Annotated in this window: 24 protein-coding genes and 2 pseudogenes; 13 read left to right on the top strand and 13 right to left on the bottom strand. The window is 67.9% G+C overall.

Annotated features, from left to right (window positions below; genetic code table 11):
• Positions 1–236 precede the first annotated feature (236 nt).
• From rpsF to J7E22_RS06245, 7 genes are all read left to right on the top strand, one after another.
• Positions 237–629: a 30S ribosomal protein S6 gene (gene rpsF, locus J7E22_RS06275; RefSeq protein WP_214979924.1), complete on the top strand. Its 393-nt coding sequence runs from the start codon at positions 237–239 to the stop codon at positions 627–629.
• Positions 630–632: 3 nt separating this feature from the next.
• Positions 633–1,199, top strand: a complete 567-nt coding sequence (locus J7E22_RS06270; protein ID WP_214979923.1) for a single-stranded DNA-binding protein — start codon at positions 633–635, stop codon at positions 1,197–1,199.
• A 50-nt stretch (positions 1,200–1,249) separates the two neighbouring features.
• The gene (gene rpsR / locus J7E22_RS06265; protein ID WP_017887834.1) at positions 1,250–1,507 is read left to right on the top strand and encodes a 30S ribosomal protein S18; all 258 of its coding nucleotides are present in this window, start codon (positions 1,250–1,252) and stop codon (positions 1,505–1,507) included.
• 14 nt (positions 1,508–1,521) lie between these two features.
• Positions 1,522–1,974: a 50S ribosomal protein L9 gene (gene rplI, locus J7E22_RS06260; RefSeq protein WP_214979921.1), complete on the top strand. Its 453-nt coding sequence runs from the start codon at positions 1,522–1,524 to the stop codon at positions 1,972–1,974.
• Positions 1,975–2,505: 531 nt separating this feature from the next.
• Positions 2,506–3,870, top strand: coding sequence for a replicative DNA helicase (gene dnaB / locus J7E22_RS06255; RefSeq protein WP_374193258.1), 1,365 nt, complete (start codon positions 2,506–2,508; stop codon positions 3,868–3,870).
• 507 nt (positions 3,871–4,377) lie between these two features.
• On the top strand, positions 4,378–5,106 hold the full coding sequence (locus J7E22_RS06250) for a hypothetical protein (RefSeq protein ID WP_214979919.1): 729 nt from the start codon (positions 4,378–4,380) through the stop codon (positions 5,104–5,106).
• The gene (locus J7E22_RS06245; protein WP_308159166.1) at positions 5,045–6,244 is read left to right on the top strand and encodes an ImmA/IrrE family metallo-endopeptidase; all 1,200 of its coding nucleotides are present in this window, start codon (positions 5,045–5,047) and stop codon (positions 6,242–6,244) included. Before J7E22_RS06250 ends, J7E22_RS06245 begins: the two co-directional genes overlap by 62 nt.
• A 153-nt stretch (positions 6,245–6,397) precedes the next feature.
• Here the strand turns inward: J7E22_RS06245 and J7E22_RS06240 are convergent.
• The 6 genes and pseudogenes from J7E22_RS06240 to J7E22_RS06220 all read right to left on the bottom strand — a co-directional run.
• Positions 6,398–6,574: pseudogene (locus J7E22_RS06240) on the bottom strand (ArsR/SmtB family transcription factor); the annotation flags it as partial.
• Positions 6,575–6,648: 74 nt separating this feature from the next.
• Positions 6,649–6,921: pseudogene (locus J7E22_RS18400) on the bottom strand (MarR family transcriptional regulator); the annotation flags it as partial.
• Positions 6,922–7,022: 101 nt separating this feature from the next.
• A complete protein-coding gene (locus J7E22_RS06235) occupies positions 7,023–7,718 on the bottom strand; it encodes an alpha/beta fold hydrolase (protein ID WP_214979915.1) in 696 nt (231 codons plus the stop codon).
• Between the two features lie 13 nt (positions 7,719–7,731).
• Entirely contained in the window at positions 7,732–8,073 is a 342-nt protein-coding gene (locus tag J7E22_RS06230) for an MGMT family protein (RefSeq protein ID WP_214979914.1), read from the bottom strand.
• On the bottom strand, positions 8,066–9,211 hold the full coding sequence (locus J7E22_RS06225; RefSeq protein WP_251008747.1) for a hypothetical protein: 1,146 nt from the start codon (positions 9,209–9,211) through the stop codon (positions 8,066–8,068). The genes J7E22_RS06230 and J7E22_RS06225 overlap by 8 nt, the downstream gene beginning before the upstream one ends.
• Positions 9,212–9,280: 69 nt before the next feature.
• Positions 9,281–9,604, bottom strand: coding sequence for a nuclear transport factor 2 family protein (locus tag J7E22_RS06220; protein WP_214979912.1), 324 nt, complete (start codon positions 9,602–9,604; stop codon positions 9,281–9,283).
• Between the two features lie 144 nt (positions 9,605–9,748).
• Between J7E22_RS06220 and J7E22_RS06215 the strand changes: the two genes are divergently transcribed.
• Together J7E22_RS06215 and J7E22_RS06210 are read left to right on the top strand one after the other, a co-directional pair.
• Positions 9,749–10,279: a MarR family winged helix-turn-helix transcriptional regulator gene (locus J7E22_RS06215; protein ID WP_214979911.1), complete on the top strand. Its 531-nt coding sequence runs from the start codon at positions 9,749–9,751 to the stop codon at positions 10,277–10,279.
• A 100-nt stretch (positions 10,280–10,379) separates the two neighbouring features.
• The gene (locus tag J7E22_RS06210) at positions 10,380–11,165 is read left to right on the top strand and encodes an SDR family oxidoreductase (protein WP_214979910.1); all 786 of its coding nucleotides are present in this window, start codon (positions 10,380–10,382) and stop codon (positions 11,163–11,165) included.
• A 784-nt stretch (positions 11,166–11,949) separates the two neighbouring features.
• On the opposite strand, the gene J7E22_RS06205 is transcribed toward J7E22_RS06210, so the two are convergent.
• The 3 genes from J7E22_RS06205 to J7E22_RS06195 all read right to left on the bottom strand — a co-directional run bounded on the left by J7E22_RS06205 (position 11,950) and on the right by J7E22_RS06195 (position 13,022).
• On the bottom strand, positions 11,950–12,120 hold the full coding sequence (locus J7E22_RS06205) for a hypothetical protein (protein WP_214979909.1): 171 nt from the start codon (positions 12,118–12,120) through the stop codon (positions 11,950–11,952).
• A 14-nt stretch (positions 12,121–12,134) separates the two neighbouring features.
• Positions 12,135–12,377 carry a hypothetical protein gene (locus J7E22_RS06200; protein ID WP_214979908.1) on the bottom strand — a complete coding sequence of 81 codons (243 nt, stop codon included), beginning with the start codon at positions 12,375–12,377 and terminating at the stop codon, positions 12,135–12,137.
• 162 nt (positions 12,378–12,539) lie between these two features.
• Positions 12,540–13,022: a hypothetical protein gene (locus tag J7E22_RS06195; RefSeq protein ID WP_214979907.1), complete on the bottom strand. Its 483-nt coding sequence runs from the start codon at positions 13,020–13,022 to the stop codon at positions 12,540–12,542.
• Between the two features lie 54 nt (positions 13,023–13,076).
• Between J7E22_RS06195 and J7E22_RS06190 the strand changes: the two genes are divergently transcribed.
• Positions 13,077–13,934: a hypothetical protein gene (locus J7E22_RS06190; protein WP_214979906.1), complete on the top strand. Its 858-nt coding sequence runs from the start codon at positions 13,077–13,079 to the stop codon at positions 13,932–13,934.
• 145 nt (positions 13,935–14,079) lie between these two features.
• On the opposite strand, the gene J7E22_RS06185 is transcribed toward J7E22_RS06190, so the two are convergent.
• The 3 genes from J7E22_RS06185 to J7E22_RS18130 all read right to left on the bottom strand — a co-directional run bounded on the left by J7E22_RS06185 (position 14,080) and on the right by J7E22_RS18130 (position 15,673).
• Positions 14,080–14,664 carry a DUF305 domain-containing protein gene (locus J7E22_RS06185; protein WP_214979905.1) on the bottom strand — a complete coding sequence of 195 codons (585 nt, stop codon included), beginning with the start codon at positions 14,662–14,664 and terminating at the stop codon, positions 14,080–14,082.
• Positions 14,665–14,754: 90 nt separating this feature from the next.
• Positions 14,755–15,285 (bottom strand): hypothetical protein, encoded by a 531-nt coding sequence (locus J7E22_RS06180; protein WP_214979904.1) that lies wholly within the window; start codon positions 15,283–15,285, stop codon positions 14,755–14,757.
• 175 nt (positions 15,286–15,460) lie between these two features.
• The gene (locus J7E22_RS18130) at positions 15,461–15,673 is read right to left on the bottom strand and encodes a DUF2382 domain-containing protein (RefSeq protein ID WP_214979903.1); all 213 of its coding nucleotides are present in this window, start codon (positions 15,671–15,673) and stop codon (positions 15,461–15,463) included.
• Positions 15,674–15,872: 199 nt separating this feature from the next.
• Between J7E22_RS18130 and J7E22_RS06170 the strand changes: the two genes are divergently transcribed.
• Positions 15,873–16,649, top strand: a complete 777-nt coding sequence (locus tag J7E22_RS06170; protein WP_214979902.1) for a hypothetical protein — start codon at positions 15,873–15,875, stop codon at positions 16,647–16,649.
• A 43-nt stretch (positions 16,650–16,692) separates the two neighbouring features.
• Positions 16,693–17,499, top strand: coding sequence for a PRC and DUF2382 domain-containing protein (locus J7E22_RS06165; RefSeq protein ID WP_214979901.1), 807 nt, complete (start codon positions 16,693–16,695; stop codon positions 17,497–17,499).
• 118 nt (positions 17,500–17,617) lie between these two features.
• Here J7E22_RS06165 and J7E22_RS06160 read toward each other — a convergent pair whose 3' ends face one another.
• Positions 17,618–18,706, bottom strand: a complete 1,089-nt coding sequence (locus tag J7E22_RS06160) for a hypothetical protein (protein ID WP_214979899.1) — start codon at positions 18,704–18,706, stop codon at positions 17,618–17,620.
• Positions 18,707–18,838: 132 nt separating this feature from the next.
• Here J7E22_RS06160 and J7E22_RS06155 point away from each other — a divergent pair, with 132 nt between their 5' ends.
• Positions 18,839–19,450, top strand: coding sequence for a TetR family transcriptional regulator (locus J7E22_RS06155; RefSeq protein ID WP_214979898.1), 612 nt, complete (start codon positions 18,839–18,841; stop codon positions 19,448–19,450).
• Positions 19,451–19,649 lie beyond the last annotated feature (199 nt).

Genomic DNA, 19,649 nt, shown 5'->3' with positions numbered 1-19,649 from the left:
GCCCGACCAGGGCACCCGACCGCGGCGCCCCACGGGGCCGGCCTCGGCACCCGAACCGTCGCGACCCGGCGGGGCCCACCCGGCCGAGCCGACCCACCGACCGGTGGCGCGCCTCCAGGCCGTCCGCTAGGCTGTGGAGGTTGTCTCGCGCGTGTCTGCGTGCCGAGGCACATGCATCAACCCTCCTGCCCCGGGAACTGCCCGGGGCCGCTGAGACCAGAGGAGGTGGGTTCCGCATGCACCAGTACGAACTGATGGCGATCCTCGACCCCGAGATCGACGAGCGCACCGTCGCTCCCAGCCTGGACAAGTTCCTCGCCGTGATCCGCAACGACGGTGGAACCGTCGACAACGTGGACGTGTGGGGCCGTCGCCGGCTCGCCTACGAGATCGCCAAGAAGTCCGAGGGCATCTACGCCGTCGTGGACTTCACGTCCTCGCCCGAGGCCGCCAAGGAGCTCGACCGTCAGCTCGGTCTCTCCGAGGCCGTGCTCCGCACGAAGGTCCTCCGCGCCGAAGAGGGCATCGCGCAGGTCGCCGCCCAGAAGCAGCGCGACGAGGCCCGCGCGGCCCGCAAGGCCGCCAACGCCTCCGCCGCACCCGCACCCGCAGCAGCGAGCGCCGAGTAAGCCATGGCCGGCGAAACCGTCATCACGGTGGTGGGCAACCTCACCGCGGACCCCGAGCTGCGGTACACGCAGAACGGGCTCGCCGTGGCGAACTTCACCATCGCCTCCACCCCTCGCACGTTCGACCGTCAGGCGAACGAGTGGAAGGACGGCGACGCGCTGTTCCTCCGTGCGAGCGTGTGGCGCGAGTTCGCCGAGCACGTGGCGGGCTCGCTGACGAAGGGGTCGCGCGTCATCGCGCAGGGCCGTCTCCGTCAGCGCTCCTACCAGGACCGTGAAGGTCAGCAGCGCACGAGCATCGAGCTGGAGGTCGACGAGATCGGCCCCTCGCTCCGCTACGCGACGGCGCAGATCACCCGTGCAGCGGGTGGCAGCGGCGCCGGTGGCGGCCGTGGCCAGGTAGGTGGCGGCAACGCTCCCGCCGGCAACGGTGGCAACGGCGGCGGCTTCAACGGTGGTCAGTCGGACGCGCCCTGGTCCCCCCAGGGTGGCCAGCAGGGTGGCAACGCACAGTCGAACGACGTGTGGAGCACCCCCGGCGGCACGTACGACGACGAGACCCCGTTCTGATCCTCGGTCCCTCCGGACAGACGACACACTTCATTCTCTAAGGACACACAATGGCTGGAAAGAGCACCGGCGACCGCCGGAAGCCTCGCGGTAAGGGCGGCAAGAACGCCGCTCCCGCGAAGTCGATCAAGGTCGGCGTCATCGACTACAAGGACGTTGCGACCCTTCGCAAGTTCATCTCCGAGCGTGGAAAGATCCGCGCCCGCCGCATCACCGGCGTCTCCGTCCAGGAGCAGCGCCTCATCGCCCGTGCCGTGAAGAACGCCCGTGAGATGGCGCTCCTCCCCTACGCCGGCTCCGGCCGCTGATCAGGAGGATCACCATGTCCAAGCTCATCCTCACCCACGAGGTCTCCGGCCTCGGTTCCGCCGGTGACGTCGTCGACGTCAAGAACGGCTACGCCCGCAACTACCTGATCCCGCAGGGCTTCGCCGTCATGTGGTCGAAGGGCGGCGAGAAGCAGGTCGAGTCGATCCGTGCAGCACGGACCGCTCGCGAGCTCGCCACCATCGAAGAGGCCCAGGACCTCAAGATGAAGCTCGAGAACGCGACGATCAAGCTGTCGGTCAAGGCCGGCAAGGACGGTCGTCTGTTCGGCTCCGTCCGTCCGGGCGACGTCGCTGACGCCGTCCAGGCGCAGGGCGTCGGTTCGCTCGACAAGCGCAAGGTCGAGGTCCCCGCGACCATCAAGACCGTCGGTGACCACGAGGCCACCGTGCGTCTGCGCGAGGACATCGTCGCGACGATCTCGCTCCAGGTCGTGGCGGCCAAGTAGTACTGGCTCCACGTTCCGCCCCGACGGGCGGGTCTCCTCCGGGAGACCCGCCCGTCGTCGCGTTGACGGTCGGCCTGACGGTCCGCGGGGCGGCCGTCAGCCTGGAGGCACGGTGTGCGCTGGGCTGACCGGTTACTGCTCACGACAGGCCGCGATTGCTGAACAGGCGCCGGGAAGACTTCCCACAGGGAGCCCTCCTGTCAAGGCTTTTTGCACAGTGGAAACAGCAGTTTCGGGAAGCTTCAACGTTCACTTGAGGGCGAGTTCTCCACACACCATGTGAAACAGGAAAACCCTGGTCAGGCGGTCGAACATACGTTCCCCGCCCGAGTTGTCCACACCGTCATCCACAGTTCTCCACACGCCACCCCGGCGTGTTCCGCAAGTCCTCCACAAAGTTATCCACAGGGCCGTTTGCTGGGGATAACTCTGTACCCGTAGCTTGGCCCAGCGACTCGGGGATGTCGGTCGTCCGGGGTAGAACTGCCGGCGTGGGTCAGGGCCCACGCCGCAACAACAAAGGGAGTCTGTGTGTCGATCGCGCACCTCGATCCGTCCCCGCACGACGTGTCCGACCGCGGCATGGAACGCACCCCGCCCCACGACCTGCTCGCCGAGCAGTCGACGATCGGCGGCATGCTCCTGTCGAAGGACGCCGTCGCGGACGTCATCGAGACCGCACGAGGGGTCGACTTCTACATCCCCAAGCACGAGGTCATCTTCGACGCGATCCTGTCGTTGTACTCCCACGGGGAGCCGACCGACGTCATCGCCGTCACCGACGAGCTGACGAAGACGGGCCTCCTGTCCCGCGCCGGCGGCGCCGAGTACCTGCACAGCGTGACGAGCATGGTGCCCACCGCGGCGAACGCCGGCTACTACGCCGCGATCGTGGCCGAGAAGGCCGTGCTCCGCCGCCTGGTCGACGCCGGGACCCGCATCGTCCAGATGGGCTACGCGTCCGAGGGCGAGGTCACCGACCTGGTCAACAGCGCCCAGGCCGAGGTCTACAACGTCGCCGGCGGCGTGCAGACCGAGGACTACGTGCCCCTGACCGAGGCCATCGGCGCCGCGATCGACGAGATCGAGGCCGCGAAGGGCCGCGACGGGCAGATGACCGGCGTCCCGACCGGGTTCGCGCAGCTCGACGGCCTGACCAACGGGTTCCACCCCGGACAGCTCATCATCATCGCCGCACGACCCGCGCTCGGGAAGTCGACCCTCGCGCTCGACCTCTGCCGCGCCGCCGCGCTCAAGCACAACCAGACCGCCGCGTTCTTCTCGCTCGAGATGGGTCGCGCCGAGATCGCGATGCGCCTGCTGTCCGCCGAGTCCAGCGTGCCGCTGCAGAACATGCGCAAGGGCACCGTCGACTCGCGCGACTGGACGACCATCGCGCAGACCCGCGGGCGGATCAACGACGCCCCGTTCTTCATCGACGACTCCCCCAACATGACGCTCGTCGAGATCCGGGCGAAGTGCCGACGGTTGAAGCAGCAGCACAACCTGAAGCTCGTCGTCATCGACTACCTGCAGCTGATGACCTCCGGTAAGAAGGTCGAAAGCCGCCAGCAAGAGGTCTCCGAGTTCTCGCGTGCGCTCAAGCTCATGGCGAAGGAACTGCAGGTCCCCGTGATCGCGCTCTCGCAGCTGAACCGTGGTCCCGAGCAGCGTGCCGACAAGAAGCCGATGATCTCCGACCTGCGTGAGTCCGGGTCGATCGAGCAGGACGCCGACATGGTGATCCTGTTGCACCGTGAGTCGGCGTACGAGAAGGACAACCCGCGGCAGGGCGAGGCGGACCTGATCGTGGCGAAGCACCGCAACGGGCCGACGGACACGATCACGGTGGCGTTCCACGGGATGTTCTCGCGGTTCGTCGACATGCCGCAGTAGTGCACTTGTCGCCGCGCGTGTGAAGTGGAAGACAAGTCGTCGTTTCGAAGCGCAAGTTGTCGCGATTGAGAACCAGCTTGTCGCGACCCGCCGCGCTGGACCCGCTCGCGACCTCTCGGGCCGATTCGGCTCAACTTGACGCCGGGTCGAGGGGCTCGCGCGCTTCTCGTCTGCTAAGCAACTTGTCCGACTGCCACGGAACAGGTATCGGTCACGGCGGTGAACACGCTGTTTGGCAGTACGCAGTGGCGACATTGGTGTTCCGTCGGCTGCCAGCACCATCGGCGCCATCGGGTCCAAGAGAGGCGAGGCGGGCGGCGGACTAGTCCGGCTCACAGCGGCCGACCGCCCGGGGTGCCCTACTGACTCGGCTCGGCGCTGGGTGAGCGGCTGCGGAGCGTCCTTACCAGCATCGCAACCAAACCCCTAGTGACTGGTTCGCGCAAATTTCTAAAGTTCTCGTGTACGGTTGTGACAACGACGACCCTCAACTCCCAGGAGCAGGACATGAGCAGCACCGACTACCGGCCGACTCACTGGATGCTCGATGCGTTCGGCGCTGACAGCGCGGACGTTGCCGCGGGGCTCGCTCGCGCCGCGGCGTCGGCTCAGGCAGATGGGCACGACGCGAAGACCAGTAGCCGCCTGCGCACCAACGAAGCGTACGGCGCGACCACGTGGATCTCGCTCGCGCATCACGTAGCGGCGGAGCTCGAAAATCTTGGCGCGGAGGTCGTTCGGCCGGCGGGTGGCCGTTACCGTGTCGCCGTCCTCAACACGACGCTGGTGTTGGCGACCAAGCTCCCGGCGAGCACCAACGGGATCGACGACTTCAAGATCACGTCCGCGATCCGCCAGCGCATCCTGCGGCTCTCCCCGGTCGAGGTGGACACGCCTCTGAACTTCGGGGACGACTACGACCTCCTCGACGCGGGCGGAGCGGTCGTCAACGACTCGGAGTTCGGTACGGCCACTCGTGCAGTTCTCGTTGTCGTCGAGGGCTCCGACCGCAGCGGCGTCGAACGGATCCACATCGGAGACGTGCGTGTTAGTGACGACGGAACGGTGCTCTGGGTGCACCGCGAGCAGCTCCCAACGACGGTCGAAACCGCGGCCGACCTGGGAATTGTGGCCCTCGATCTCGAGCAGCCGATGGACTCCTTCACTGCCGGCGATGCGCCGGAGGTGTCGCTTGGGCTCATCGAAGGCGAGGACACTGGTACCGATGAATCTTGATCGAGCATTCGGTACTGCCGGACGAGCGTCCCTCTCGCTAGAGAAGGTCGCCGAGGCCTTCGATGGTGATCGGCTCCGGCAAGCACGTCAGCTTGCCCTGATGGCAAAGCAGGACGTCGCGGCAGCTATAGGTGTGTCCGCCGCCGCGGTGGGTCAGTACGAATCGAATGTCATGGCACCGCGTCCTGAACTCGTGGGCGCACTCGCCTCCGCTCTCGACGTTCTACCCGAGTTCTTCTCTGCTGGACGCCCGCAGTCCAAGCTTGAGTCCGGAGACGCGTTCTTCCGCAGCCTTCGGTCAACGACGGCTCGTCAGCGAGCGAAGGCGACGTCCTACACGGAACAAGTTTGGGAGCTCGTCAACGTCATCGAGCGGCATGTTCGCCTGCCCGAGGTCAGCCTCCCTCGTCTTGACGCTGAGGCCGGGCAGCCGCTGGATCCTGTGATGACGGCCCGAGCTGTTCGTCAGTTTTGGGGGTTGGGCGGTACGCCCGTCCGTCATCTCGTACGACTGCTCGAGAGCAAAGGCATCGTCGCAGTGCTCGTGCCGATAGTGGAGCAAGAGGTAGCTCGCATCGATGCGTTCTCGACTCTCGCGTTTGATCGGCCGCTCATGGTGCTCTCGGTCGACAAAGTGGATGATGTGTTCCGCCACCGTTTCACTGCTGCGCACGAACTCGGTCACCTACTCATGCACGGGGAGTACAGCGCAGGCGATCCTGCCTTAGAGCGGCAAGCAGACCGTTTTGCTGCTGAATTCCTCATGCCGACCAACGTCGTCCGGCACGAACTTCCGAGCAGGTTCGACATGCGAAAGCTTGCTCAGCTCAGTGAGCACTGGGGAGTGTCGGTTCAAGCGCTGGTTTATCGCAGCAAGGAGCTCGGACTGATCTCGGACTCTGCTGCGCGGCGTGCGTACATCAAGCTTCACGAGCTCGCCGCGACCCCAGCGGTTGCTTCGCGACCCGTACGGCAGTATCCGGGCGAGGTGCCCGGGATGCTCGCTCAAGCAGTTGAGCTAGCCGGCAGAAGCAACGTGACGATCGCATCTATCGCGGCTGAGCTCGCATGGAAGCCGTTACGGGTACGTCGCCTCCTCGGCGAGGTCGACTCTCGTCCAACGCTTACGCTCGTCTAGGCGGAGTCGACCGAAATCGAGTTCAGGCCCCCTATCCCTCCGGACAGCGGGCCTGAATTAGCTCCTGCCATTCCCGCAGCCCCGGCGGGTCGATGGGCAAGTGCCCCGCCGGTCGGCCGGCCACGCGTAGAGGACGTCGGGCGTGACTGAGGGTTAGCGCGTCGGCGCGGTGATGAGGTCGGCAAGGATGTCTAGGGCGCCGGGGACGAGCGAGAAGTACGCCCAGGTGCCGCGCTTCTCGCGGTGCAGGATCCCGGCGTCGACGAGGACCTTGAGGTGATGTGACACGATCGGCTGCGACAGGCCGAGAGACTCCTGCAGGTCGCAGATTCCTCTGACACTTCGGCGATCATCCTGTCACCGCGCACGTAGGCGCCTGCTGCTGCTGCCCTTCCGCGATCCGTGAGTGCAACCAGGCACGCCCGCCCGTCGACCTGGTCGTCGATTCGCACGGCGAGCCCGTCCTGGTCCAGCCGACCGGTGATCTTGCTCACGTTCGACGCTCCTGTTCCCAGTACCTCCGCGAGGACGCTGGGCCGGACCGGGCCCCACGCCAACAAGTGGCAAAGCACCTGGTGGGCCTGCTGGTCCAGCGTCTCGCCTGACTTCGCCAGGATTTCGCCCTGGAGGGCCGGCGAGTTCCAAACGAGGATCAGGGCATTCAGACTGGCCAGCACGCGGGACTGGTAGGGGAATCCGTCGGCATCGGGCTGTTGACGATCCGGTCACGCGCGCCGGGCAGCTGTCAGATCAGGCACCGCCCGGCGCTCGGCGGCTCTCACGCGGCTCGCGATACGGCCTCTGCTGCGGCGTGGATGATGTCCGCGACGATGGTCGGCTGCGTCGCGAAGACCGCATGACTGGCAGGGACGTTCGTGATCTGTGCTCCGCTTCGAGTCGCCATGTGCTGCAGCATCGCCTGGTCGAACGCGTGGTCGTCGGTGGCGATCACTGCCCAACTGGGCTTGTCGCGCCAGGCTGCGCGGGTGAGCGCAGTGCCGAACACACCCATGTTGATCGGCACCTGCGAGTCACGGAGGAACGCCGCGTCGGCGTCGCTGGCGTCGTGAGCGAAGCCAGCCTTGAACTTCCCTGGGTTGATGAACCCGTAGCCGTCGTCGCCAACATCGATCACGAAGTCCGGAGTCGGGGCGAAGCCGTCGTACTGCTGCGCGGTGGTCTCGCCCTGGTCGGGCGCGAGCGCCGACACGTACACCAACCCGGCTACCTTGGGGTGGACTCCGGCCTCGGTGATGACTGTTCCTCCCCAGGAGTGCCCAACGAGGATGGCTGGGCCATCCTGTCGGTCGAGGACTCTCGACGTGGCGGCGACGTCGGCCTCGAGCGAGGTGAGGGGGTTCTGCACGATGGAGACCGCGTAGCCGCGAGCCGTCAGGTTGTCGTAGACGCCCCGCCACCCGGAGCCGTCCGCGAAGGCTCCGTGCACGAGCACGACGTTCTTGATCTCGTTCATTTTTCCTGTCCTTTCAATGGTCTTGTTGTGGTTGAACTGGTTCCGTCGAGGCCGTGGTCTCAGCGGGAGCCCACCGCGCCTGGGCGAGATCGACGCGCACGTCGGGGTCGTCGCTGAGGAGTGGGGTGGATTCGTTGAGGAACTTGATGCGGGCACGGTCGGCTGCGCCGCTGTAGGGACGACCGTCAGCGTTCACGACCCGCCACCACGGAATGTCGTGTCCGCCGCCGTGCAGGATCCGACCGACCGTTCGTGCTCCCGTGTCCACCTCGCGTGCAAGGCCCCCGTACGTCATCACACGGCCGGCCGGTATCGACGCGACTATGCCCAATACCTGCTCTGTCAGGTCATCCATGGGCTTCGAGCCTCGCGATCGTTGCGCGGGTGTCGAGGGACTGGCCACCTTTGGCATCGAGGTTGAACGCGGCGCGGGGCGAGAGCACCCCGTTGGCCTGCACGGTGAGCCAGTGGGGTCCGGGATAGTACGTGCGCGTGGTGATCGGGCGGAAGGAATGGGTTTTCGTGATGACGACGGTTGCGTTCGGAGGGAGGCGTCTCGATCCGAGCTCGAAGGTCTTCGGGTTCGCCGATCCGTTGGCGCGGAGGAATCCGATGGAGTAATCGATCGCGACGGTCGCGTCCGTGTCGCCGTCGTTGGTGATGACCGTTGTGAACGTGAGCTCGCCACCCCAGTTCACGATCAAGCTGCCGACCTCTGGTGCGAAGACCCGCAGGTGGCCGCCGGTGTAGCCGGTCAGGCCGAGGGCAACCGGGTCTGCTCGCTTGATCAAGGTCCTGAGGCCGTGTCGGAGTACCCAGGGAGTGTTCGCGTCGGGTTCCGCGGCCCAACCGGTGGCCGTTCTCGTGACGACGTCTGCGTCGATTCGGCTGAGGTCGTTGAGGTGGTTGGCGACCGAGCGCCGTACGTAGACGGCGGGGTCGCGGTAGGAGGCGTCAAGGATGCCCTGCGTTGCCTCCGGGTGGGCAATCAGCCATGGCACTCGCCTGGCCCACGGCAGGAACGCGCGTGAGCCTTCCGTAGCGAGCCGTCGGACGTGCTCGTTGCTGTGGTCGGTCCAGGTCTGCATGATCTGCACGCCGCGCTCAGGGCGAGCGATCAGGAGGTCTCGTACCGCGAACTCCCCGGTGAGCCCGACCGTGAGGCGGGCCAACAGCGCCATCGCGGCGTCGAAATCGGCCGACGTGCCGCTCTCCAGCGCACGAGCGGTCACGAACTCTGTGACGGGCCAGATCATCCAGCCGGCGAACTGTGGGTCGTCGACGAGATCAAGGACGATCTTCTTCCCCGTGGCGAAGCCGCCGGGAATGTCCGCCAGGAGCGCGTCACGCACGAGATTCACGCGTTCGCGGAGTCGGAGGCCGGGCAGGGCGGCCGGAGCGGCGGCCAGCGCGTCAAGTTCGTGCGTTGGTGCAACCCTGGTGAGCGAGCCGCGGAGGGCGGCGACCACGGTCGGGTTGATCAGCTCATCCATCGCACCCATGGGTGTTCCTCCTCGTTGCCGTGGCCGGAGCAGCCGATGGCTGCTCCGGCCAGCGCATGGTCAGGCCAGGCCGATGGCCAGGTCGGTGACGAGGTCGCCCTCGGTGGTGAAGTCGAACGCGAAGTTCATCGGGCCGCCGTCGAACTCCCCGTTGACGGAGGCGACGAGCCGGCCGTCGTTGAAGGAGGTCGGCGTGAGCACGATCTTCGGTCCGATCTGGTGCACCTGGATCCAGCTCCGGATCTCTTCCTCGGTGGTGTACGCGTTGCCGTCGTCGTGCACCACAGCGGTGTCGGCGAAGACCGCGAACAGCGCCTCGGCGTCGTGGGCGTTGGTGGTGGCGACGAAGGCTTCGACGGCCTTCGGGAGGGTGATGTCGCTCATGGTTCTCTTCTCTCCGTCTCCAGGCGAGAGCACCGGATGCGCTCTCATTTCCTGTCGGCACGGACAGTAACACACTTACTGTCCTGTGAGACACTATTGCTTGAAGGACACTGATCAACGCGAGACGACGGGTAGAATCCGGACATGGGAGACATCAGTGATGCCGGAGTGAAGAGGTCGCTGCAGGCGGCGGACTTCCCGTACCGATCGGAGCTGCTCGCGAACCTGAGCGCGCTGATCCTCCTGTGGGACTCTCCTGCTGTTCAGGGCGAGATTCTGGTGAAGACCGGTGAAACGCTCGACCAGCAGTCGCATCAGGCGTTGCGGCACCTCCTGGCATGGGGGCCGATGCGGCCGACCGCCCTCTCTCGGGTGCTGGCTACCGGCGCCTCCCACGTCAGCAAGATCGTTCGCCGACTGGAATCTGATGGCCTGGTTGAACGGACCACGGACCCATCCGACCGTCGGGCGACCCTGATCAGCCTCACCGAGGCTGGGGAGACGGCAGCCCGCGGCGTGTACGCCCTCGGGGATCGGATGATCTCCGAGGTTCTTGAGGGCTGGGCTGCCGCGGAGGTTCGCCAGTACACCGAGCTGACGGAGCGATTCGTCGGGGATGCCATCGCGGCAGCCGACCGCATGCTCCGGCGGGGGCTCCTGCCACCTGAGGCGTGACCACCGGTTGCGTCGCGACCTACTCAGTTTACTGTCCCACAGGACAGTACATGTGGTACTGTCCTGCGGGACAGTAACCGTGGACACGTAGGGAGCAGAGATGTCGAACGAGGATCGTGACCGACTGGACGGCCGCCGGGCACTGGTGACGGGCGGGTCGAAGGGATCGGGGAAGGCGGTGGCCGAACGGCTCCGCGAACTCGGCGCCGATGTCTACGTGACAGCCCGGTCGATGCCGGAGGGGTACGAATTCCCCGACCGCTTCATCGCCGCTGACACGTCAACGCCGCCGGGCACGGATGCGGTCGCTACGAGGATGACCGAGGTTGGCGGCGTGGACATTTTGGTGCACGTCGTCGGCGGTGCATCGACCCCGTCCGGCGGCTTCGCAGTGATCACCGACGAGCAATGGTTCACGGAGTTCAACCTGAACTTCTTCGGCGCCGTACGACTCGACCGCGCCCTCGTTCCGGCGATGATCGAACGGGGGTCGGGCGTTGTGCTGCACTTCACCTCGATTCAGCGTCAGCTGCCGCAGTACGACGCGTCGCTCGCCTACGCCGCTGCGAAGGCTGGCCTGCGCACCTACAGCAAGGGACTCGCGAACGAGCTCGGCCCCCGCGGTGTCCGCGTCAACGCGATCAGCCCCGGTGGAATCGAAACGGAAGCGTACGAGCGATTCGTTGACCGGATCGCCGAGGGCAACGACCTCAGCCGCGAGGAGGCCAGGGCGAAGATCATGGACTCGCTCGGCGGTGTGCCGCTCGGCCGTTTCGCCAGGACAGAGGAAATCGCAGACCTCGTCGGGTTCCTCGTCTCCGATCGGGCGTCAGCGATCGTTGGGGCCGAGTACGTCATCGACGGCGGGACCGTACCCACGGTTTAGTATCGGGTCGGTCCGGTCAACGTGATGGCTCCGAACGACCAGTTGCTCCAAACATGTCCGTGTCGAACAGCTGCTGCACGTCGTACTTATCGCGTTCTTCCACCTCAGCTCGGTAACCGTACCCGCCGCTATTGACGAGGACGTCGACAGCAGTCCTGCTCGGCGTCATCGTCTTCGCGAGGCTCTGTGTCACATGGACCTGCCGGACGCCGGCGCGATGAAGATGGCTCTGTCACTGCTGGGCTTGCAGCCAGATGCTCACCGCAAGGACAAGCGTGGCAAGAACACTTGAAGAAACGACCATGCCGTTATCGCGGGTGTGCTGATCGTGGTGGATGCTGCAGTACCCCCCACGAGGAGTCGGGTTCTGGCAGTACATGTTCCGGCCACGGGAACGGTTCGGAGCAAGACAGGACCGGGCGGGCTCCCGATGCGTATGCCTGTAACGAGCCCTGAGTATCGCGGCGCCTACGATCCCTGACGCAACCAGCACCCCGAATACGACCACCATCGTGAACCTCCAACCCATCACTATCGGTTGGTCGCCGGCGAGCGGTAGTCACTGAGGCAAGAGTGCCTGCACTTGCACGACGCGTCGTGGCGAACACCGTGAAACGTCAATCGTCGAGGGCGTGCCGCTCCGCGACCTCAGATAGGGGCGGTCCGCGCTTGGAGTACGGCCCGAATGAGCTTGGCGCGGGTGTTGAAAGCGCGGTGACTCTTGTGGATACGGGAGGCGGGCATGCTTTCGTTCCGCTGCAGTATTCGAAACCACGCGCAGCCGTCAGCGCCTGTCCCGACGTGAACCGTCAACCATCAGCCGGGTGCCGACTGCGAACACGGCGCATGCGACAAGGAACGGGACCTGGCGGTCGCCGGGCGGGAACGCGACTATCCCGACGATGAGGACCGCGCCGAGGGCGACCACGGCTAGAGCGGTCCAGACGGTACGCATGCCGTGAGTGTGTCCTAGACCCACAGGGCGCCGATGCAACCGAATGCACCCGCGGCGAGCAGGCGGCCCGCGAGCACGCGCGCCTCACCTTTGGTGATGGAGTTGTCCGCGAGGATGGCACCCATCGCGATGGCTGCGCCGCGGTAGCGCTGCAGCTCCGCTGCGGACGGCTTGTGCGCGTTCGCGAGGTCGACCGCGCACTTCTTGTAAGCCGCGCCGAGCGTGACCTTCACGAGCGACTCCACAATCTCCGCCACGCTGCCTCCCTTTGACATCAGCAGACCGGAGCGGCCAGCTTGTTCGGAAGGAACATACGGCGCAGAAAAGGCACTGTCGAAGAGTTCGCATTCCGCATATCGGCCGTACTGGCGCGCCTGAGCTGACTGCACGGGCCGCCCACCGGCCGCACCCGAGTTGCTTCAACTCCGTTCGACGCGGTGTCGTTCGAGACGGCGCACCGCATCCATCGCAGACCGCTGCGCCGGTGCTGCGAGCCGGCCCTGCGAAACCCAGAACGCCAAGACGGGTGTGCTCCATCGCCGACCGTGCCGGTGCCAGGCGATGGACGGCCACGTGGTCACGTCGTCCGGGCCGGGCATCGAGATGATCGCGGAGAACGGGATCCGCCGAGACCACACGAGCCCGCGGACCACGAAGTGATCGGAGCCGCACACGACCCCGAGCCGAAGCGCCCGTCCGGTGAGCCACCCGCCGATGCCGACCCCGAGCAGGAGGACGGCGATCACGACCCAGCCCGACCCCGGTCCGTCCTGCTCCTGCCAGGCGAACACCATGGCAGCCCACGCGCAGGCGACCCCGATCAGTGCTGTGCCGTACCGGACGGCGCCCGGGCCGAGGACGATCACCCCCACATCATGCTGCACCGGACGGGAGAGTGGCATGGTGGCAGAGCGTCCCCGGCGCACCTGCCACATCCGGTCGACGAGACGAGAGCCATGTTCGAGGCGCGCAACGGCATCACCGCCGACACCATCACCGCCGACGAGTTCGAGCGCTCCGCCGACCGGCAGCACATCGCGCTCACACTGACGTGCCCCGGCTGCGGCGCGGACGCGATGTTCCGTCGCCGCTCGATCGACGGCCGCAAGGCGACCTTCTGGGCACGCCACGCGCGGCCGGACTGCCCGTTCGCCTCGGGCGGGACGGGCGACACCGAGTACCGGGCGCTCGAGGAGACCGAGCCGAGGACACCCGCCGAGCACGTCGTGAAGGTGCGACCGGCACAACGAGGAGGGGCGCCCGCGTCCGGACCGCGGATCGAGCACGACCCGGACGCGCGCCCGGCCGACCCGGGCTCGCGCGGCCGCCACACCGCCGCCGGCGAGGCCACGTCCGAGGTGGTTCCCACCCGCGGCCTCCGCGCGATCCTGCGCACGCTCATCCGCGATCCCGCGTACCGGACGAGCACCGACCTGCTCGTGTTGCCCGGTCGTGACAAGGACTACCGCCACCAGGTCCGGAACGTCTGCGTCCGGACGCTCGACGTCACCGAGGACCACTTGCACCCTGCCCGCAGACGTCTCTACTGGGGCGAGATCCGGTGGGCGGCGGCGGGCCGTGGGAGCTACTGGCTCAACACGGAACGGTGGGGCACGCTCACCGTGCGGCTCCCGCAGGTTGCGGCGGCCGAGCTGCTCGCGACCCACGGACTCAGCGACATCGAGGACCTCATCGGCGCTCGCTTCATCCTGTACGGCTGGCTCACCGCGAGTGAGGACCGCCAGTTCGTCCACGTGCGGGACCCGGAGTGGTTCGACATCCGGTTGGGATCGGAGGATCCGGCGATCGCGTGAGGCGACCGCGGAAGCGGTCGCCGGACGGGAGGCACGGTGCCAGCTGGCACCGTACCTCCCGTCCGCAGTGGGTCGGTGACGCATCCCGCGAGTGCCGGACCGAGCCGGCCGACCTCCGCCGTGGTGCGCCGTCCTCCCCGACGTCTCAGCGTGACGCGAGCAGGTCCTCCATCCGGGTGATCTGCTCGGTCTGGCTCGACACGATCGACTTCGCCATCGCGACGGCGTCCGGGTTCTTGCCCGTGGCGACTTCGGTCTTCGCCATGTCGACGGCGCTGGTGTGGTGCTCGACCATCTGCTGCAGGAACAGTTTCCCCGCATCGTCGGCAGACGCGGTGTCGAGCGCGGTCATGTCGGAGTCGGACATCATCCCGGACATCGAGTGGTCCATCCCCGACATGCTGGTGCCGGCGCCCCACGACGTGAGCCAGCTGCGGAGCTGGGTGATCTCGGGTCGCTGCTCGGTCGTGATCTGCTTCGCGAGGGTGACGACGTCGGCGCGCACGCCAGTCCCCTTCTTCAGCAGCATGTCGCTCATCTCGATGGCCTGTTGGTGGTGGGGCAGCATCCCCTGCGCGAACATGACGTCCTGGTCGTTGTGCACGGACGCGGTTGCTGACGTGGACGTGGACGCGTGGGCGCCCGGGTGGGAGGCGGTGGAGCAGCCGGCCAGGGAGAGGCCGGCGGTGAGTGCGGCGACGGCCGCGATGGTGGTCTTCGTACGGTGCATCAGGACGATTCCTCGGGTCGATGACGACAGGCAGGCACGCGCCTGCCCGGGGTACCGGAGTGGGGCGGCTGACGGCCCCGAGGAGTCGGTCTAGATGCGGATGATCTGCAGTGCCGTGAGTGACGGCGGTCGTGGCACGGCGACGCGGCGGGGCACCTGAGATGCGAGGGCGACCAGTCGGGCGAGCAGGTACAGGAGTCCGCCCGGGCGGGGGCCGAGCAGTGCCCACCCGAACAGGACGATCACGATCAGGCACGCCATGCCGGTGTGGGAGCACAGCAGCCCGCAGAGTCCGTCGCAGCCCATCGGCATCGCGGGCATCGCCGGGGCGTCCGGGTGCGAGACGGCTGCTGTCGGGTGGTCGGACGCCGGGATCGCCGTGCCCGCGTGGGAGTGGGCGGCCATGTCCATCGGCGTGCCCGCGTGGGGGTGGACGGTCATGTCCATCGCCGTGCCCGCGTGCGTGTGGCCGGTGGTGGTCATCGCCATGCCACCGCGCTCGAGCGTGCCCTGTCCCATGACGCTGTGCATGGCCATCGGGCCGAGCACGAGCAGCAGGAGACCCAGCACGGCGGTGCTCGCGGTCAGGAGCCGCCGGAGGCCGGGGAGCGAGGAGGTCATGGAGGGCCGGTGCGATCAGGTCACGGGAACAGGGACAGCGGTCGGTGGTCGATCTGATGGTACCCGGGCGGGGTATCGAGCGCGAGGGGACCGAGCGCCGTGGTCGGCCGTGCCGACAGACGCGGAGAGCCGCCGACCCTTCCGGGTCGACGGCTCCTGCCAGCGGTGCTGCGGCTCAGCGGCGGTTCGTGCCGTCCTCGTCGAGGTCGATCTCCTCGTGGGCGACCTGCGCCGAGATGTGCTGCTGCTCGGTGACGATGTGCTTTCGGAGCCGTGCGCGGCCGGCGGAGCGCGTGGTGTCCGTGCCGGCGTAGTCCGCTGCGGTGTCCGACCCGAGGGACGAACCGCCGCCGGTGCCCGTGCCGGCACCGTTCGTGGAGGTGATCACGGTGGTTCCCTTTCGCAGATGGACGGGGTTGCCGGACGAACGATGCTCGGTCCCGTCCGAACGGACACGGAGGTTCGACGGAACCGGGGGACACCGCGGCCCGGGATGCCGAGGACGTGTTCGCCTGGATGTCCTCCCACCGTCAGCCTGATCACACCGTCGGGTGCGACCGAGTTGGCTCTGGCCGGTACGAGACCCGATGGCGACGAGCGAGGACACCATGAGCCTGAACAACGACAACGCGGTCCCGGCAGACCGGGAGCGCGCAGACCACGACGCCGTACCGGTGACGGAGCGCCATGACGCAGTACCGGTCACCGAGCGCCATGACGCCGTCCCGGTGACGGAGCGCCACGACGCCGTCCCGGTCACCGAGGGCGGTGCGACCCCGGTTGACCGCGGACCCACGCAGCGTGAGGCGGTCCTCGAACGCGAGAAGGAGGAGTTCGCCGGCTTCAAGTGGGGCTCGGCGTTCTTCGGCTGGCTGACCGCGACCGGTACGGCCGTGATCCTGACCGCGATCCTCAGCGCGATCGGCGCAGGGGTCGGCCTCGGCCAGAACGGCGGCAACGCGAACAAGGCCGCCGACGCCGTGAGCAAGAACGCCGACGTGGTCGGGATCGTCGGGGCCATCGCGCTCGCCGTGATCCTGTTCGTCGCCTACTACTGCGGCGGGTACGTCGCCGGTCGCATGGCACGCTTCGCCGGCGCCAAGCAGGGCATCGCGGTCTGGATCTGGGCGATCGTCATCGCGATCATCGTCGCCATCATCACCGCGGTCGCCGGCTCGCAGTTCAACGTGCTCGGCAACCTGAACAGCTTCCCGCGCATCCCCGTCGACGAGGGCACCCTCACCGCGACGGGCATCATCACCGCGATCGTCGTCGCGCTGATCGCCCTCGTCGGTGCGGTGCTCGGTGGCCTCGGCGGCATGCGCTACCACCGCCGGGTCGACCGCGTCGGCCTCGGCCGCTGACGTCATGTCGGACAGACGAACCGATCACGGAGGAACCACGGGCATGCAGATCGACAGCACGAACCTGAACAGCGTCTTCGGCGCGACGGTCGTCGACCCCAACGGGGCGAAGGTCGGGACCGCCAAGCAGGTGTACGTCGACAAGACGGACGGGCACCCGCTCTTCACGACCGTCGGCACCGGACTCTTCGGCCGTTCGGAGTCGTTCGTCCCGCTCCAGGGCGCGACCCTGGTGGGCGACGAGCTCCGGGTGATGCACGACAAGGACGTCATCAAGGACGCACCGCGGGTGGACCCCGACGGCGACCTCGGTGACGACGACCAGAACCGGATCTTCGACCACTACGGCATCGGCACGGGTCACCACGACCGTGCCGACAGCGATCGTGCCGACAGTGACCGTGCCGATCAGGTCCGTGCTGACCAGGACCGTGCCGATGACGGTCGGCACGACCGGGACCGCGAGCACGATGACGCCGCCGACCGCCCGGCCGAGCGGGAACCGGCCGTGGCGTCCGTCGCGGCAGACCGACCCACCGACCTGGACCGCGACCGTGGCCCGGCCGTGGAGGACGCGAACGGACTCGACGCCCGCACCGGCGACGATGCGCCGGCCGTCGACCACGCGGACGACGGCTCGATGGTCCGCTCCGAGGAACGCCTGCACGTGCACACCGAGTCCGCGCCCGCCACGCGTGCGCGCCTCAAGAAGTACACCGTCACCGAGCAACGCACCATCACGGTGCCGGTGCAGCGGGAAGAGGTCCGGATCGAGCAGGTCCCGGTCACCGACGAGGAAGGTGTTCCCGCGCAGCGCGAGGACCTCGACGGGGACGCCGGCCGCCGCTGACGCGTGCGGTCACCCCCATCGGACGGGAGGCACGGTGCGGGCCCGCACCGTGCCTCCCGTCCGTCATGGGTCGCCACCAGGCGTCGCCACCATTGATCGGCGACGCGCCGACGGGCGGTCAGACCGTCAGCGGGTCGAGTTCGTGCTCGACGCGAGCCACGTGCTCCCCGTCGTGGCGGTGGCGGCCGTGGCTCCGTCCCCGGTGCACCGCGGCACCCACGACCATCAGGGCCAGGCCGACGGCGGTCCAGTCGGCGAGCACGACCCACTGCAGGGTGGAGTCGGCGTGCGGGAAGTACGAGATGTCCCGGATCAGCCTGGTGCTGGCGCCCGGTGGGAACCACTGGCCGATGCTCCTCCACGGTGCGGGCAGGAACGACGTCGGCGTCCCTGCGGAGGCGACCGGGTTGGCGAAGAGCAGGAACAGGACCGGTCCGGTGCTGACGCCGATGCGCCCGATCAACGCCGAGGCGCCGAGGATCGTGCCCGCGATCGCAGCGAGCGCGAGGGTGAACGCTCCAGCGTTCGCCAGGTACGAGCCCTGCAGGATCCCGAACCAGCCCTGCAGGATGCCGGAGACCGCGAGTCCGCCGACGACGACGTAGACGCCCAAGCCGACGAGACGACGACGGGTGCCGTGGACCAGGAACGTCAGGAAGACACCGCCGAGCATCCCGCCCATCACCAGTGGGAACCCGGCCGCCACGAGCCCGCCCCCGGACGGGTCGGCGTCGGACAGCGGGACGACGTCGGTGACGCGCACGGCAGGACCGGCCGGAGCGGCGGTCGATCCCGATGCCCGCGTGGCAGCGGCGCTCCGCTGCGCCTGCAGCTTCGCGGCGACCGCACCCATGACCTGCGACACGGCCGGGCTCGCGGCCGAGGCGGTGAGGACCTCGGGCGCGGAGCCGACTGTCAGGACGATCGCTCCGTAGACGTCACGGGACCGGATCAGGCGGACCGCAGCCGCCCGGTCGTCCACCCGCCGCACGTCGAACGTGTCGTTCCCGGACGTCAGCGCGGTCTCCACCCGGCTGGTCTGCGCCGCTGGTCCGGCGATCGCGACCGGGATCTCGTGGACGACCGACACCCGGGTCGGCCACGTGAACGCGATGACGATGAGGGACACGAGGGCCGCGATGAGGATCCCCACGACGACCGCCCGACGCCAGTGGGTGGGCTGCGGAGTGCGGGCGGGGATGCTCATGGACGGCTCGTTTCTGGCAGCGCCGACGGGTGCGGACGCGGGTGGGGGCGCGAGGCCGAGAGCGAGCGTAGGTCGGATCCGTCGAGAAAGCAACGCATGTTGACTTCCTGTGGGTCGGCCTAGGATCAGCACATGACGAAGCCTGCTGACGAGCCGGGTGCCACGCGCCCCCGCGGCCGGCGGCCCGGGGAGACCGTGACGCGCGAGGCCGTCCTCGAAGCGGCCCGCGCCCGCTTCGCCGCGGACGGGTACGCGGGAGCCTCCATCCGCAAGATCGCCGCGGACGCCGGGGTGGACGCGGCCCTCGTCATCCGCTTCCACGGCTCGAAGGACGCACTGTTCGCGGCTGCCATGGCCCTGCCGCCGGAAGCCGCGACCATGCTGACGGACGCGCTCGAGGGCAGCCGGGACGAGGTCGGGGAACGGATGGTGCGCGCCTTCCTGCGGCTGTGGACCGACCCGGCGACCGCCGAACCGATGCTCGTGATGTTCCGGTCCGCCGTGACGAACGAGCAGGCGGCCGCGAGTCTCCGGTCGTTCATCCGCGCGCGGGTGCTCTCGGTGTTCCTGCCCCGGTTCCCCGAGGTCGCCGACGGACCCCTCCGGGCGACGCTCGCTTCGTCGATGCTGCTCGGGGTGGTCGTCGGGCGGCAGATCGTCGGTATCGAGTCGCTCGTGGACGCCGATCACGAGGAGTTGGTGGCGCTGCTGGCCCCGGCCGTGCAGCGGGTCCTGGTCCCGTAGCGGGAGGACTCCCCGCGTTCGGGGGTCGGGCTCGTGGGGCCGTTGAGCCGCAGAACGACAGGGGCTTGCAGCCGGCGGTCGTGCGTGCGTATCGTCAGGGCCAGCACCCGCGGACCCGTCCTGAGCGGGGACCGCACCGCCACCGGACTACGGCAGTCCGGCGGTCTCCGAACGGAGGAGGAACACCATGGTCAGCTGT

It is taken from the genome of Curtobacterium sp. ISL-83, assembly GCF_018613895.1.
In the GTDB taxonomy this organism is placed as follows: domain Bacteria; phylum Actinomycetota; class Actinomycetes; order Actinomycetales; family Microbacteriaceae; genus Curtobacterium.
This window is presented reverse-complemented; position numbering and strand designations above follow the sequence as displayed.